General features: G+C 61.0%; 13 protein-coding genes. 6 read left to right on the plus strand and 7 right to left on the minus strand.

Going from position 1 to position 15459, the window contains the following annotated elements:
• The first annotated feature begins 212 nt into the window (after window positions 1-212).
• Window positions 213-1244, plus strand: a complete 1032-nt coding sequence (locus OK015_RS16380) for a methyltransferase (protein WP_268124461.1) — start codon at window positions 213-215, stop codon at window positions 1242-1244.
• Between the two features lie 159 nt (window positions 1245-1403).
• On the plus strand, window positions 1404-2129 hold the full coding sequence (locus OK015_RS16385) for an alpha/beta fold hydrolase (protein WP_268124463.1): 726 nt from the start codon (window positions 1404-1406) through the stop codon (window positions 2127-2129).
• Window positions 2130-2297: 168 nt separating this feature from the next.
• Here the strand turns inward: OK015_RS16385 and OK015_RS16390 are convergent, their stop codons facing one another.
• The 5 genes from OK015_RS16390 to OK015_RS16410 all read right to left on the minus strand — a co-directional run bounded on the left by OK015_RS16390 (window position 2298) and on the right by OK015_RS16410 (window position 8834).
• Window positions 2298-3893, minus strand: coding sequence for a flavin-containing monooxygenase (locus OK015_RS16390; protein ID WP_268124465.1), 1596 nt, complete (start codon window positions 3891-3893; stop codon window positions 2298-2300).
• A 183-nt stretch (window positions 3894-4076) separates the two neighbouring features.
• Window positions 4077-5188, minus strand: a protein-coding gene (locus tag OK015_RS16395) for an IS3 family transposase (protein WP_442791121.1) whose coding sequence is annotated in 2 segments (ribosomal slippage) — window positions 4077-4927 and window positions 4927-5188 — 1113 coding nt in all. Because the reading frame shifts where the segments join, the coding sequence is not laid out codon by codon here.
• A 226-nt stretch (window positions 5189-5414) separates the two neighbouring features.
• A complete protein-coding gene (locus OK015_RS16400; protein WP_268124470.1) occupies window positions 5415-6242 on the minus strand; it encodes a DUF1906 domain-containing protein in 828 nt (275 codons plus the stop codon).
• Window positions 6243-6421: 179 nt separating this feature from the next.
• On the minus strand, window positions 6422-6877 hold the full coding sequence (locus tag OK015_RS16405; RefSeq protein ID WP_268124472.1) for a DUF1942 domain-containing protein: 456 nt from the start codon (window positions 6875-6877) through the stop codon (window positions 6422-6424).
• A gap of 271 nt (window positions 6878-7148) precedes the next feature.
• Window positions 7149-8834: a GMC family oxidoreductase gene (locus tag OK015_RS16410; RefSeq protein WP_268124474.1), complete on the minus strand. Its 1686-nt coding sequence runs from the start codon at window positions 8832-8834 to the stop codon at window positions 7149-7151.
• Window positions 8835-9212: 378 nt separating this feature from the next.
• Here OK015_RS16410 and OK015_RS16415 point away from each other — a divergent pair, with 378 nt between their 5' ends.
• Window positions 9213-9458: a hypothetical protein gene (locus OK015_RS16415; RefSeq protein ID WP_268124476.1), complete on the plus strand. Its 246-nt coding sequence runs from the start codon at window positions 9213-9215 to the stop codon at window positions 9456-9458.
• A 218-nt stretch (window positions 9459-9676) separates the two neighbouring features.
• Here the strand turns inward: OK015_RS16415 and OK015_RS16420 are convergent, their stop codons facing one another.
• Window positions 9677-9913, minus strand: coding sequence for a hypothetical protein (locus tag OK015_RS16420; RefSeq protein ID WP_268124478.1), 237 nt, complete (start codon window positions 9911-9913; stop codon window positions 9677-9679).
• 288 nt (window positions 9914-10201) lie between these two features.
• Here OK015_RS16420 and OK015_RS16425 point away from each other — a divergent pair, with 288 nt between their 5' ends.
• Window positions 10202-11275, plus strand: a complete 1074-nt coding sequence (locus OK015_RS16425) for an oxygenase MpaB family protein (protein WP_268132805.1) — start codon at window positions 10202-10204, stop codon at window positions 11273-11275.
• Window positions 11276-11599: 324 nt separating this feature from the next.
• On the opposite strand, the gene OK015_RS16430 is transcribed toward OK015_RS16425, so the two are convergent.
• Window positions 11600-12004, minus strand: coding sequence for a hypothetical protein (locus OK015_RS16430; protein ID WP_268124480.1), 405 nt, complete (start codon window positions 12002-12004; stop codon window positions 11600-11602).
• 482 nt (window positions 12005-12486) lie between these two features.
• Between OK015_RS16430 and OK015_RS16435 the strand changes: the two genes are divergently transcribed.
• A complete protein-coding gene (locus OK015_RS16435) occupies window positions 12487-12801 on the plus strand; it encodes a hypothetical protein (protein ID WP_268124482.1) in 315 nt (104 codons plus the stop codon).
• A 574-nt stretch (window positions 12802-13375) separates the two neighbouring features.
• Window positions 13376-15457: a Mu transposase C-terminal domain-containing protein gene (locus OK015_RS16440; RefSeq protein ID WP_268124484.1), complete on the plus strand. Its 2082-nt coding sequence runs from the start codon at window positions 13376-13378 to the stop codon at window positions 15455-15457.
• The last annotated feature ends 2 nt before the right edge of the window (window positions 15458-15459 follow it).

The raw sequence follows: 15459 nt of genomic DNA on the forward strand, positions 1-15459 counted from the left end.
CATTCCGATCAACGACGCCCCGGCATGGCAGACGACGTTGCGCTGGTTGCTTGCATGGGGGACATAGGAAGCCTGGAGGCGGGAAACGGCCCACTCGCCCCGCGGCGATGCCGGCCAGTCGAAGGCGACGAAACGTGTTGCGTCGGGGCCTTTGCCTGCAGCGCTGCAGGTAACGCGCAAATCGTATAACCAACTGATACAAGGGGATACCCATGACACCGCGGGAATCCGATGCGGGCGACCAGGTCGATCCGCATGAAGAGATGGCGCAGCTATTGCTCGGCCACTGGAGGAGTCAAGCGATTCGGGCGATCGCCGAGCTGTCGATTGCCGATCATCTGGTCGGCGGCGGCTTGACGGCGGCTGAGATTGCCACACGGGCGGATAGCGCGCAGGACAGCACTTTTCGGCTTTTACGCGCTGGAATCGCGTGCGGACTATTGAGAGCCGACCGCGATGGCCGATTTTTCAGCACGCCATTGCTTGAGACGTTGCGCCGGGATGCGCCACGGTCGTTGCGGAGTATGGCGCTGTCGTTCACAGATGTTGGCCATTGGAAGAGTTGGCTTGGATTCGTAACCGCCGTGCGCACCGGTCACGCCGACGTGCGCGAGGTGCTGGGGATGGACTGGTTTGACTACCTCGAGCAGCATCCCGATCAGGCACACCAATCGGCCTCTGCGATGGCGGCTTTGACGTCGTTGTGGGCGGGCGGTGTTGGCACCGCGATCGACACCACGAACGTGAAATTGGCAGTCGACGTTGGTGGTTCGACCGGCGCGTTTCTGCGGATGCTCCAAGAGAGTAATCCAACGCTTCGAGGGATAGTCTTCGACCGACCCAACGTTGCGGCTGAGGTGGCGATGCGGATCGCACACAGCGAGGTTGGACAGCGTACCGAGGTAGTGGGCGGCGACTTTTTCAAATCACTACCCGTCGGCGATCTGTACTTGCTCAAGCACATTCTGCACAACTGGGACGACGACAGGTGCGTCCAAATACTGTCCTGCTGCCGCGAAGCGATGATTCCCGGTGGTCGGATCGCGATCGCCGAGCTGATCGTGGGCAGCCTGAGTGAGCCTGGTGTCGCGGCACTGATGGATTTACGAATGCTGGTGGCTCACGGCGGGCGCGAACGCTCACTGCAGGAGTACGACGCTCTCCTGGGTGCGGCTGGTCTGCGACGCACAGCCGTCGCGACGACCGGTAGTCCACTGAGTGTCATCGAGGCTGTAGCGGCTTGACATCCTCAAGTCGATCGTCAGGCACGCGAACGCGAGGTCGTTGGCGCCGTGCTGGCGATGGGTGGGCGGGTCGGTTCCTCGCCGGAGCTGCCGAAGCTAATGCCGGCTGGCAGTCTTCCGCCCACGAAACCACATCAAGGCACAGAAAGCATCGACGTAATGTCTACCTTTGTTCTCATTCATGGCGCGTGTCACGACGGGCGCGCCTGGGACCAGGTCATCGCTCGACTCGAGGATTTCGGCCACACCGCGTTCGGACCTACTGTGGCTGGCCACGGCAGGGGCGCGGACCCGCACGTGACTCATGCTCAATCCACCAAGTCGATAGTGGATTTCACTGTCGGCCATGACCTCAGCGATGTGGTGCTGGTCGGTCATAGCTACGGCGGCACCATCATAAGCAAAGTCGTCGAAGCGATTCCCGAACGAGTGCGACGGCTGGTGTTTTGGAGTGCATTTGTCCTCGATGACGGCGAGTCGATGATGGACGCGTTTCCGCCGCCCATGCGCGAGATGTTGACTCAACTGGCGGCCCGTTCGCCAGACAACACGGTCACACTGCCCTTCGAGGTCTGGCGCGACGTCCTATTGAACGATGCCGATGAGCAATTGGCACGCCGTTCATATGAGCAGCTGTCACCAGAACCGTTCGGTCAACTATTCGAACGACTAGATCTCAAGAAATTTCACGCATTACCCACACCGCGGAGCTATCTAGTCGGAACCGAAGACATGATTCCGCCCGGCGACCCGCACTGGCATCGCCGAATGGCTGCACGACTGGGTGAGCATCGTTTCATTGAGATGTCTGGAGGACACGAGCTGCTCTTTACCAATCCCATCGGGTTGGCCGACAGGATCATCGAGGCGGGACGTGATGACTGAACATCGGAGCGGAGCAGGCCCGCCCCGACCGCTGAAAGCCGGAACTGCCGACTTGACACCGATTTACACCTCTTGTGCCGACGGTCGAATTGCACTGCTTCAACTGCCATATCCACTCGATGGCCGACGGATCCGCCGTTGCGGCGGGCGTGGCTTCCCTGCCCCGGTTCAGGAACTGAACTCGAAGGAGGCGTACTTCGCGTTGGCTTCGTCGCTCAGCTTACTGTCGTAGGTCTGTAGCCCTCCCAGGAAGAAGGCGCTGTACTTCTTCTTCCCTTCGATGTTGTCGTTTTGGATCCACGACTTGACCTTGTCGAAGACCGTCAGCTTCGAGATCTCCTGGACGGTCTCGGCCCAGCGGACCTGCGCCTCGGCATTCGCTTCGACCGACTGCTGTTGTCGTGCGCGAGCCTCCTCGACCAATTGGGCGATAAAACCAACTTGCAGCTCGATCGACGGCAGCATGTTCGCGAAAGGACCTCCCGGTCCGGTCACAGTGAAGAAGTTGGGGAATCCGGAAACGCTGACTCCATAGAGAGCGTTCGACTCGTCTTTCCAGGCATCGAACAATTTCACTCCGTGTCGGCCGGTGATGTCGATGTTTCGGTAGGCTCCGTCGACGCCATCAAAACCAGTCGCGTAGACGATGACGTCGGCATCGAACGTCTGCCCGTCTTGCAATTTCACACCGGTCGGCGTGATCTCTGCGATCTCGTTCTCGCTGATGTCGACTAGGGATACATGCGGCTCGTTGAAAGCTTCGTAGTAGCCATCGGCGGACAGTGGCCTGCCTCCGTAGAGACCGGTCGGTTGGAGCAGGGCGGCGGTCTTGGGGTCTTCGACGATCGATGCTATTTTGCTGCGCACGAAAGCTGCCGCGGTCTCATTGGCCTCCTCATTGGTGGCAATGTCGGAGAATGTCTCGAAGAAGAAGCGGAAGCCGCCACCCTTATTCCAGACTCGCTCATACACTTCCTGGCGTTCTGCTTCGGAGACCTCTAGGGCGGATTGACTGCCCTCGACGAACCCCATCGCGAATAAGGAATTGAAGACTGTGTCCCAGACAGCATCATAGTTGGCCAAGATCTCCTGCTTCTCTGCCTCGTCCACCTCGCGGTTGTTAATCGGGACGACGTACTGTGCCCGGCGTTGGAAGACCGTGACCTCTTTTGCGAGAGGGTGGATGTTGGCCACAATCTGGCTGCCAGAGGGTCCGGTGCCGACGACGGCTACACGCTTACCGGTCACGTCGAGCTCTTTCGGCCACCGTGCCGAATGGAAGGCGATGCCTTGGTAAGACTCCTTACCTGGCCAATTGGGTACGTAGGGGTTGGTGAGGATGCCGAGCGCGGTTACGAAGTAGGTTGCGGAGAACTGCCGACCTTGGTCTGTGAGGATGTTCCACCGCTTGGTGTCCTCATCGTAGTGAGCCGAGACTACGGCGTTGTTAAAGATATACTGTTCTGCAACACCGCTTTTCGTGGCTGTGTCGTGGATCTGCTCCTGGAGTTGCTCGGCCTTGAGGTAGCGCGAATTCCAGTTCGGCTCGCTGCGATCATCGGAGAAGCGATATACCCAAGTCTCGGTGTCGGTTTGGGCGCCCGGGTACTGGTTCCAGTACCAGGCCCCGCCCAGGGCTCCGCCTTTCTCGACGCCAACGACCTTATCGAGGCCGAGTCGATTCTTGAACAGGTCGACGGTTCGAATTCCACCAAAACCGCCACCGACTACGACCGCGTCGACCGTCTCAACGTTGACTGTCATGATCTTCTCCTTCGGATCTTTCAGGACTAGTGTTCTGCGGCAGTACTTCGCTGGCTAGTGTTCGAATCACACTGAGCCTCGATCCACCGAGGCTGGCCATACACACCGTTACAGATAAGAGTGCCCCCGACGATGAGGTGGTGTCCGGACTCCGTGAACTGGTCCACGGCTGACGAGAGTCGTTCATCGGTGGGTACAGGCGGCAGCATGCGGGCTGGGGTTGGTAGCCCAGGATGAGTGGCGACGGCAGTGGTTGTAGTCGTGTTTCCAGTCGCTGATGATGATGCGAGCTTGAGCTAGCGACCAGAAGCTGTTGATGTTGAGGCATTCGTCGCGGATGCGGGAGTTGAACGATTCGACGTAGCCGTTGCACCAGGGCTCGCCGGGTGGGATGAAGTGCAACCCGACGTGCCCGGTGGCCCAGTCAGCCATTGCGCTGCATGCTAATTCGGGTCCGTTGTCGCAACGCAGGACCCGGGGATGGGCGCCGCGGTGTGCGGCTATGCGGTCGAGTTCGTCGATGAGGTGATCGCCGGTGATGCTGCGTTCGACCATCCCGCCGAGGCATTCTCGGGTGTGCTCGTCGATGATCGAGGCGATCTTGGCCGGTCGCCCGTCGGTGGTGACGTCGAACTGGAAGTCCACCGCCCACACCCGATCAGGCGCATCAGCGGCCACGTCGGGCGGCGCGGTGCAGGTACCGTGGCGTTTACGCTTTCGACGCTGCGGCACCCGCGGTCCTTCCTCACGCCAAAGGCGTTGGATCTTCTTGTGATTCACTGCCCAGCCGTCACCTCTGGCGTCGTGGTAAGCCGGCCGGAAGCCACGGCGGGGATGATTCTTGGCGTAGGTCCGCAAGCCAGTCGCGCAGTGCGGCATCCGGACGGCCGGTGTCGCCGCGGTGGCTTCATGGCGCTTGGTGGCGCGGTGTTGCCCGGTCATGCGGCTGGCGAACCGTTCACTGACCCCAAGCACGCGTTGGAGGTGACGAACGGCCGCCCGCCGGCGTTCCGGGCTTAGAAGTTTCCCTTCGCGATCTCCTTGCGCGCGACCTTCTCCAACTCCGCATCGGCCAATAACCGCTTGAGGGTGGCGTTTTCACGTTCGAGGTCCTTAAGGCGTTTGGCGTCCTCGGCCTTCAGGCCACCGAACTGGTTACGCCACCGGTGATAGGTAGCCTCGGAAACCCCGAGCTCGCGGCACACCGCCGCGGTGTCCTTGCCCTCGGCCAACAGCCGATCGGCCGCCATCAGTTTTCGCACAATCTGCTCGGGGCTATGCCGTTTCCTGGTCATGATGGTGTCGAGCCTTCCTGCCCACAACGTGGGCCGCAAGACTCTCATAAGCCACGGATCAACAGATCGGTGTCAGGCCACCTGGAAGATTGCTGAAGAGGCGAAGTCACTCGATCTAGGCGAAATGAGGGAAGCGGCTCCGCAACAACGGCAGGTCGAGGTGACGGACAACGGCAATGTCGTACCGCCCGGGCTGTAACCCGAACTGCGGGCAGCGATCTCGCCACTACCGCACGTCGCCACTTGGATGGCTCGCATGGAGGTTCCACTGGCCGCAGTCGGAAGCGAGCACGTCGTTGACGTCGACTTCGAGTCCGCCGACCTTCGGCCCGGGATTGGACGAGGTGCTCACGACTCGCTGGTAGAGAACAGCGGCGGGGTGGACCTGATTGCCGGACCAAGCTCGAGTTTGCCAGATCCAGCGACGGCCAGGTGTGCTCGAAGACCCAACAACGCCATCGGCCGCCGCCCACTGACACACCCTGATGCCTCCGTAGACCCCTGTGCGTTGAACCCCAAGAACCGAGTTGATTCCGCGAAACCACTGCAGCGCGGTGCGATTCCAGGTGTCGCGATTGATGTCCTCGTCGATGGTGAAGAAAATCGGTGCACCCTGGCTGCCGCCCGCGGCGGTGTGCAGCTGCCAGGCGGTGCGCGCGTCCGCGATGCCGCCGGCGTAGCCGCGCGTGAAGTCCGACGGTGCCGAGCTACCCGGTTTGCCGTATTGGTAGTTACTGACGATCACCAAGCCCGCGGCTTTCAATGAGTCGGCGTAGGGCCGAGTGATCGGCTTGGCGCCAAACGATGAGCCAGGACGCGACTCCGAAACGTAGTTGACCACCCCGCTATAGCCGGCGGCTCGAATCTGCTGCGCAGGAATCTGGCGTGCGGCGAAGTCGATCAATTGGGGTGCAGCTGCGGCGGCCGCCATAGGCATGCCGCAGGCTACTGATGCAGCACCCAGGCCAGCCAACGCCGTGGCGTAGCGCAGCGCATCGCGCCGGGAAACGACACGCGGTCGCGCGCTACTGGCCTCCACAGGCAGAATGTGCATCGCGCGATGTTAACGATGTGACTGTTGTTGCCGATAGAGCTGCGCCAGCCGAAACGCGGGAGCGTTCCCAAACGGATACCAAGAGGTGACCGTTCGGCTATGACCGCGGACGCGCCGCGTGAAAGGACTTGGCGTGCAATCGACCCGAAGGATGACGCCCGGGTTGCCCCGCTGAGTTGCTAGCTCTTCCAGACGACCTTGTCGGTGCCTCCGGCGTCCCGGTACACAACGCTGTCGGGGTTCGTGCCATTGCGAACGTTGAAGTAAAGCCGCCCCGTGACCGGGGTGCCCAAGGGGAGCGGCCCCTCGGGGAGGCCGTCGGTCTGATTGCCCTTCATCACCGCGAACGTTGAACTGTTGGCGGCTCGCGCGTTGAAGTCACCAATGTTCGGAGTCGCGTTACCGCTCACTCCTTTGGCCGTCACGTCGGAGTACCACACTCCGTCGTTATGGCCGCTGGGCTGCAGGCTACTCACGGTGTAGTCGATGGTGCCGCCCATACTGGAAATCTCCGCCGTCTGGCCGAATGGCAGCAATTGGGGATCGGCGAATGCCGGTGTCGCCGCGACAACTCCGGCCGCAGCCAATACGGCCGTTACTGCCGATATCTTCGATGCAATGTGTGAGAACGCCACGTTGGGCTCCCTTCGCGAGATGTCAGCTGTCGAGGGCAGCTGATTCACAGGTGAGGTTTATCCAAAGCCCGGGACTTCAAACCAGTTGTCTGCGAGCCCTTGCCGGTCCTGGGGCTGGCTGCAATAGGCCGTTTCGTTCACCGGTAACCCTTGAATTCGATCCCGCCGTATTCCCCTCGGGAAGGCGCACACGCGCGTCGCGCGAGCAGGGGAGCGGCTTGGGCTTCGCCGCTGCCGGGGAAACCAGATTGATGTCTCGGTGTTGACCGACTTATCCCACAATCGCCCGCGCTGCGCGCTCAGCGATGAGCATCACCGGCGCGTTCGTGTTGCCGGAAATGATGGTCGGCATAGCCGACGCATCGACCACTCGAAGGCCGGCGACGCGATACACGCGGCAGTCGGTGTCGAGTACCGTGGCGGCCGAACGCGGTCGCCCGTGGCCGTCAAAGGCTCCCATCGCGCAGGTACCCACCGGATGGAAAATGGTCGTACCGAGTTCACCGGCCGCCTTCTGCAGCTCTTCATCGCTCACCAGTTGCGGGCCGGGGAACAACTCCTGCGGGCCGAAGCGGGCCAGGGCTGGCGCCGCCATGATCTGCCGGGTCATCCGGAGGCCCTTCACGGCGATGTGACGGTCGGCGTCAGTCGACAGGTAATTGCACAAAATCTTCGGGTAAGTCAGCGGATCTGCACTGGCGATGCGCACATGGCCTCGCGAGCTGGGTCGCAGATTGCAGACCGAAGGTGTGATCGCTCCGAAGGGGTGCAGCGGTTCGCCGAACTTCGGCAACGACAAGGGCTGCACATGCCACTCGAGATCGGCGCTTTCCAGCGCGAGGTCGCTCTTGGCGAAAGCCCCAAGCGTGGAAGGCGGCATTGTCATGGGCCCCGATCGCAAGAACAGGTACTGAAGTCCCATGCCCGCGCGGCTGATCCAGTTCCGGTACAGCGTGTTGACGGTCGGGGCACCCCGGATCCGGTAGATCGTTCGAATCTGCAGGTGGTCCTGGAGGTTTTCGCCCACGCCCGGCAAATCGACGGCTACTGGCACTTGATGGCGGGCGAGCAGCCCGGCTGGGCCCAGACCCGAAACCTGCATCAGATGCGGCGAGCCAATAGCTCCGGCACTCAAGATCACCTCGTGCCGGGCTCGGACGTCGATGGCTTGGCCGCCTCTGAGAAGCCGCAGGCCGATGACACGGCGCTGGGCCGTGGTCCAGGCGCCGCGCCGCTGATCCTCCGGGACGTGGTCGTCCATCAAAAGCTGCAAGGCCTGGGTCTGCGTATAAATCGTGAGGTTCGGCCGGTGGGCGATGGGATGCAGGAAGGCGTCGGCCATCGACCAGCGACGGCCACGCCGTTGGTTCACGTGAAAGTACGCAGAGCCGGCGTTGACACCCCGGTTGAATTCGTCGATTGGATAGATGCCCATCTCGGCAGCAGCGGCCTGCCAGGCGTCCAAGATCTTCCAGCGCACACGTGGCCGCTCGACGCGGATCTCACCACCGGCGCCGTGATAGTCGTCGGCTCCGCCGAAGTAGTCCTCCAGCTTTTTGTAGATCGCCAGCGTCTCGCCGGGGCGGTCCGGGCCGCCCCAACGCCATCGCTCGTCACCGGTGGCCTGCGCCCACAGGTCGTAATCGCTGGCCTGACCACGCATGTGGATCATGGCGTTGATCGACGAGCAGCCGCCGATCACACGGCCCCGCGCGTAGTGAATCCTGCGGCCGGCCAGGCCGGGGTCGGCCTCGGTCGTGAAGCACCAGTCGGTGCGGGGGTTGGCGATTGTGTACAGATAGCCCACCGGCACCTTGATCCAGAACCAGTCGTCTTCGCCGCCGGCCTCAATCAGCAGCACACGGCGATCAGGGTTGGCGCTGAGCCGGTTGGCGAGCAGGCAGCCTGCGCTGCCTGCTCCCACGATGATGAAGTCGAATTCGGCGACCGGGCTCATTCCGGTATCGGCCCTCCATAGCGTCGGATGCGGGTCCTAGTGTGCGCGATGACCACCACCCCTCGTCGAGGAAGGATTGGCCTTGAACCTACGCGTGTCTTCGATGTCTGAAAATTTTTGTGGCACAAACTAAACGGAATCTTTTGCGTGCAAATTCCTCTCGCGTACTGAAGTGAGAGAGGCCTTCCGTCATGATGGCAGCCCGATGGCGGCTCGCACAGCTCGCCGCGCAGTACGGGAAGCACGATTGTGTGCCGTGACCGTTAAGCATCGTTACCGCAATCGTGATCTCGCACTCGTATCTTTGGACATACCAGAAGGCCGCAGTTTCCGACCTCCCAATAACGCCTATCGGCGTCCGCAAGCCTGGGGGCTGACATGACCATCGCAATCGCCGCGCACAACCCCGTCGACCAAGACGCGGCCGACGGGCATGACGATCTCCGGTTGGCGGTCGCAAAAATGAACGCATTTGCCGGCCGAGGGGATACCGTTCTCGTCGGATCGAAGCCGCGCTCGCGACTCACGGAAGAAGAGATCGTGCGCGCGGCGATCGTGGTGATTTTGGTGGCCCTTATAACGGTGATTGCCGTCGCCGCGGGCGCGATCTTGACAATGGGTTAGCAGCGGATACGGCACGGACGGCTCGCCCAGTCGGACTTGGTAGTCGACCTGCCTAGCTGGCTGTAGATGCCTTGCGCAGCAAGGGCTTTGACGTCCAGGGTGGGCGCCAAGGGTGCCCACGCGGTGATCAGCCGTGCAACTCATCGATGTGACCGTCGACAAGTGCGGCGTCGGTGGCGTCGAGGCGCTAGGGGGCCTGTGGGGGGCGGGCGGCGATCTTAAGCAGTTCGGGTTGCCTGGTCGATGACGGTGAGCAGGTAGCGGCCCAGTACGGTCGGTTCGACGTCCATGTCGCCTAGCCCGGCGAACACGATCCGGACGTCGTGCATGGCGGACGGGCGGTCCAGTCGACGGTCGATGCCCGCTGTCAGCGGGGGTCCTTGGACTTGACGTGGCGGTTGGTCAGCCAAGCCGGGTAGGTGGGCATACCAGCCCCACGGCCGATCAGCTGACATTCCCTGCCGCGCAGGGAGACCGGTTTTAGGATGTCCAGCGTGCAGTTAGCGGCGAGCCGGACGAAGACACCCTGTACGCGACCATCGCCTTGATATTGGATCACCGAGCATCATCATTTCTGATGCGAAATTCGACACAGTCGACATAGCGCTAGTTAGGATGGTCGATCAGCTGCCCGTGGCTGGGGGTGTGAAGGGCCGGGTACTGAGGTTAACCGCGTAACAGGTATCGGCAACGCAAGGAGTTTGAGGGTGGCGGACCGGGGCATTAAGGCACTTAAGAAAATCATGCAGACAACATTTGATCCAGAGCTCGTCATTCCGCAAGAAGCTAGGGTGACAGAATTCACCGGTGATAACAGTTTGTCACGGAAAGATCTTTTTCAGCATCCGATTCCCGCAGGTTCCCTGATATGGAAGTATTGGGGCCGTCTTGATGTGATATTTTTCGGCAGCGGGGTAGTGGGCACCATTGCGGGGGCGTGGCCGCAGATGGCGAAGGCGACCACGAATTCTGTTCTTTTCACTGGTGACAGTTCTTTCGGTGCACGCGCTAAAATTTATAAGATACGGCGTCAGAGATCTCGTGAGTACATTTATGGCACTGTGTACGACGCTCCGGAAGATGCGAAGAAATACGGACTGAAGACTCGTAATATGCACAAGTCCGTCAAAGGCACCCTGCATGACGGCACGTATCATTCTTTGAATGCGGAAACCTTCTATTTTGCGCATGTCACCTTCTTTTACCATCTTCTGATAATAATCACCGAGCAGCTGTATTTCGACGGGTCCATGCCACGGGCGATGAAGGAGCAGATGTTCGAGGAATCCAAGGAGTGGTACAGCATGTGGGGAGTGGACGATAGCCCCCAGCCGGATACCTACGACGATTTCGAGCGGTATCTGGAAAACATCGAGCGCAATCATTTAGTGAATTCACAGGTATCTCAGGTCATGCTGGAACAATTCATGGAGCGCCGCCTGGCGCCGCGGTGGTGGCCTCCAGTCATGAAAAAATTTGTGTGGCCCTGGTGGGCGGCGCGGCGGCAAGTCGTTGTCAATAGTTTTCCGCCCCATGTGCAGGAGCTGTTCAATTTAGAGTGGACCCCGGAGGACGAGGAGATTTCGCGCCGCTTTATGCGTATGTATCGGAGGTTCTACGCAGTTCTTGAGCGCATTCTCCCGCTGAAGTTTCTCTACTTGCCGATTGCGGTGAGAGGCTTTGAGCGGGAAGGGGTCGATCCACGCAACATCACCCTGGAGTCCGCACAGCAAGCGCTCCGGGAAAACCGCGCCCGCCGCGCCGCGCGAGAGAATACACCAACAGATGAGACGGATGGGGTGCTCGCTTCCAGCTAATAAGGTTGCTGGGCCGCCGGTTTCACCCGGCCGCACGGTCTGTCCTGGGCGTACGGCGGTTCTGGAGATCAGTCGGCAGCCGAAAATCCTGACGCTTCTCTACTTGACTTGACGCGTTGGCTGATCGTACCGGTGCGTCACGGGAGCTGTACTCGGTGAAGTCAGGAAACCGATTCAGACTCGGATGAAGCTGAATTCTCCTGTGGCCGTTGCCCTCCAACCAGCAGCAGTGCGCAGGCCACGCCCAGCAGCGCGACGGCCGCCGGCAGCAACAGGGACTGAGACATCGCCGTTGCGAATTCGTTGCGGTATTTCGGGAGGATTTCAGTCCCCTGACCACCCACGTTCATGGGCGGTGATGACCGGCGGTAGCTGGCGAATCACCAGCCAATGCATAAATCCGGCCATGCTGGCGCTGCCCAACACCGTGCCCACCTGACGAATTGCGGTGAAAACGCCGGAGCCCGCGCCAGCCAACTCGGGTGTCAGATTGCGGATCGCGGTGACCGCCAGCGGGGCGCCGAGGAATGCCACGCCCACGCCAGCGGCGAGAAACGGCAACAACAATCGCCAGATGGGTGTGGTTGGAGTCAGCTCAAGCGACAGCCAGGCGGAGCGATCTAGTGGCACATCGCCAACAAGAACGATCTGCTGACGGCGGCCACCGACGACGTCCGCACTCACTGCGCTGATCACCAACGCAGACACCATGCCGGTTGTTGAGGCCACTCAACACTTTGCCGATCGGGCATCGATGGGACCGAGTGGGGACACCTTGACCGATGGGGGCACCATCACCAACACCGGCGGTGTCCTCAACGTCGGCACCGCGACCCTCGGTGATACCGGAAACACCTTCACCGTGAGCCCCCGGGTGACGTTCACCGACACCGGCACCGTCAAAGTCGGTCCTGGTGGTTCGCTCATCGACTCCGGTGGCCTGACGGTCGACCCCGGTGCAACTCTCACCGACTCCGGCAGCTTGACCGTCACCAATACGGGCACCCTGACTGATGCCGGCTCGTTCACAATTAGTGACGGTGGGGTTTTGACAAATAGTGGTGATTTGACGGTTGATCCTGGTGCGAGCTTGACGCTGAATGACGGTGGCACGGTGACCCTTGGTGATGGGGGTTCGTTGAGCGTCAATTCGGGGTGGGACGATCACTTTGGGCTCGAGTGGCACTGTTCCGGTCGATGGTGGGGCGACGTTGACCGTGAACGCCGATGCGCCGTTGACTGTCAACGGCGGCGGGTATCTGACGGTGAACGCGGGTAGCACGGTGCCGGTCAACGGCGGCACCATTGTCGTGGGTCCTGGCGATATCGTCACGGTGGGTCCGGGTGGGTCTGCGGGGCATGGCGGCTACATCGGCCCGGTCACCGAGCCGGCCGGCGTCATCCCGCCTCCGACACCGGCCGCGCCCTCGTGGCTGAGCAGTCTGTTGGCTGCACCGGGGTTGTCGGGGACCTCAGGAATCCAACCCCAACTCAATGTCGACGAGCTGCTGGACGCGCTGTCCTAGTTGTGTGACTGACGGTGGCCGGTGACAGGCTGACCTCCGTGCGGTCGGTCATAGTTGTAGTAGTCCTTCCACCCACACCTGAACTTTTGGTGAAAGTTTTGGCGACGACTCACGGTCTCGTTGAGGACGATGCCGGCCTTTCGTCAGCGTCGATGCGGGGAGGGCCGCTCATCACGCGCGTGATTCACCAGAACGCGCGTGATTCACCAGATGAACACCAGGTCAGGCCATCCGGTTGAGTTGACATAATGTCGCTTATCGGCATAACTGATATGACGAGTTGAGCGGACCGGACAGCCAGCTCGACATCCTTCTGTCCGATCCGGAACTAGTTGAGAGTAATCCGGGAAAACCCGAGAGCTATCCGACTTCTCGCCCTGCGTTCCAGAACTATCTGACAGTGCCACTCGCCCAGGTCTCCGCCCATGCACCTGCGGATGGCCGGCCGGCGAACACATGGCGCCGGGCCTGAATCCACGACTACCTGACAGCGCCGGACCGGACGATTGACGGTCCAGAACTACCTGACACCGGCGGACGCTCGGCGCCTGCGCCTCTCGCCCAATTCGTCACTGTGACGTTACACCCGTGGTGTGGCCCGCCCGGCCCGCCCGGCGATATCCTCAAACTCCGCGGCCAGAGCTGGCATATCCGTGATAGCGACGGCATCGCCCTCCGACTCAAATGTCTCGATGACGGCAGCGACCTCACCTTGCCGGTAGCGATGTTGCTCTGTGACGATTCCTTCGTCGGTCCCGACGCCTCCGGACCAAGTATCGCCGATCAGAGACTGCTCGGCCTCGCCACCGAAGATCAGCGACGAGATGCTCAGTTCTGGTATGAGCACTTGTCCGACATCAAACACGCCATGGAACAGGCGGCTAAAGAACAAGTCTCTTCGGGTATCCCGATCGGGACTGTACAAGAACGACTGTCGGAGAAACGTGCCGAGCTACGAAGCCTGGGGCGGCAGGTCTCCATGACCACTATGTGGCGTAAGTGGCAACGCTTCAACACTGCCGGCCTGCTCGGATGTATCGATCAGCGCGGCATGCCGGGTCACGTCCGTCTGTCCGGGGTGCACGAGCGTGTGATCGTCGCTCTGGAGATGGTGAAGGCGCACTACGTAGACAAGTCGACGCCTACCAAGAAGCAGATCCTCGAAATCGCAGAACGTCGCCTTCGTGACGACAACGTACCGGTGCCGTGCAGGTCGTCGATGTACGCCTTACTGGCTGCACTTGATCGCGGTGAGCACACCACCGGCGATGCGACGTCGCGCCGCAGTCACGCGAACAGCCCCGACCGAGCGTTCTCGAAGATCGTCGCCTTGTATCCAGGCGAAGAAGTGCAGCTCGACTCGACACCACTTGACGCAATGGCCTTACTGCCCGATGGCCAACCGTGCCGAATCGATTTGGCGGCCGGCATCGACGTCGCGACACTGAGCATCACCGCGGCAATTCTCCGCCCGAACGCCTGCAAAACCGTGGATGCTATCGAACTCTGGGCCAACTCCTGTATCCCGCAACAGATGTTGCCAGGCTGGATTGAAAACATGACCGTCGCACGAAGCTATCTGTCGGACAAGCTATCCCCTCAGATCGACATCGACAGGGCACTCGAAAGCAAGCCCATCATCGACGTCCGTGGTCTCGTCGTTGACCGCGGCAAGATCTTCGTCTCGAAAGCCTTCGACCAAGCAACCGAACTCCGGGGAGTTCACCCTCGCGTCGCACCTCCGCACCAGCCCACGGCCAAGCCGCATATCGAACGATTGCTCAAGACCATCGGCGACGACTTTGTCCGATGGATCCCGGGATACAAGGGACGCTCGGTCAGCCACCGGGGCCGAAACCCCGAGAAGGACCTTGTGTGGCCGCTGTTTGTACTTCAGGCGCTACTCGACGAATGGGTCATCACGGTGTATCAGAACCGTCCCCACTCAGGGCTTCACCTGACGGCGGCCCCTCGGATGCGGCTCTCTCCCAACGCCATGTATCGAGCGATGTCGGAGATGGCACCAACTCCAGTGCGGACGATGACACGCGACGATTGGATCTCCCTGAAACCACACGAATTTCGTCGTATCAACCGCTATGGCGTCAACTTGGAGAATCTCGTATACAACTCCGACTCGCCACGTTTCCACCAGATGCGACGAACGAAATCATTAAATTCCAAACAGAATGGCAAGTGGGAGGTGCGCTACGACCCCAGCAACCTCATGCAAGTCTGGGTGCGAGACGAATCCCTAGTCTTCGACTCACAGGGTCAGCGCAAAGTCGAAGACAATGGCTGGATCGAGTGCCGCTGGGTTCTGGCCGACTATGCGACGATCCCATTCGGGATCGACATGGTGAAAGCGATCCGTCGGGACATGAGTAAGAAACCAACCGACAAAGAAGTGCTCAGGCGCGCGGAGCAGATTCATCGTCAATTGCTCGGCGGACCATCGGAACCGAAACCTCGACCGCTTTCCCGTGCCGAAGCGTCGGCCGGGCGCGCCAACCTCGCGCGACAAGAGCTCAGCGGCCCTCCCGCTGAGGTCGTTGCGTCCGGACGAAGCGACGACACTCCGGTCGCGCCGGTTGCTCAGCCCACGGTCGGACCAGTTGAGCCCATGCGTCCGATGCGTCTGTCGGAAGGGTGGTGAAC

Source organism: Mycobacterium sp. Aquia_216 (genome assembly GCF_026723865.1).
In the GTDB taxonomy this organism is placed as follows: Bacteria; Actinomycetota; Actinomycetes; order Mycobacteriales; family Mycobacteriaceae; genus Mycobacterium.

Bases quoted from the DNA above. Each gene is read 5' to 3' on its own strand.
- OK015_RS16425 (WP_268132805.1), top strand. From the start codon at position 10,202: ATGCAGACAACATTTGATCCAGAGCTCGTCATTCCGCAAGAAGCTAGG.
- OK015_RS16410 (WP_268124474.1), bottom strand. From the start codon at position 8,834: ATGAGCCCGGTCGCCGAATTCGACTTCATCATCGTGGGAGCAGGCAGC.
- OK015_RS16400 (WP_268124470.1), bottom strand. From the start codon at position 6,242: ATGCACATTCTGCCTGTGGAGGCCAGTAGCGCGCGACCGCGTGTCGTT.
- OK015_RS16390 (WP_268124465.1), bottom strand. From the start codon at position 3,893: ATGACAGTCAACGTTGAGACGGTCGACGCGGTCGTAGTCGGTGGCGGT.
- OK015_RS16380 (WP_268124461.1), top strand. From the start codon at position 213: ATGACACCGCGGGAATCCGATGCGGGCGACCAGGTCGATCCGCATGAA.
- OK015_RS16415 (WP_268124476.1), top strand. From the start codon at position 9,213: ATGACCATCGCAATCGCCGCGCACAACCCCGTCGACCAAGACGCGGCC.
- OK015_RS16385 (WP_268124463.1), top strand. From the start codon at position 1,404: ATGTCTACCTTTGTTCTCATTCATGGCGCGTGTCACGACGGGCGCGCC.
- OK015_RS16420 (WP_268124478.1), bottom strand. From the start codon at position 9,913: ATGTCAGCTGATCGGCCGTGGGGCTGGTATGCCCACCTACCCGGCTTG.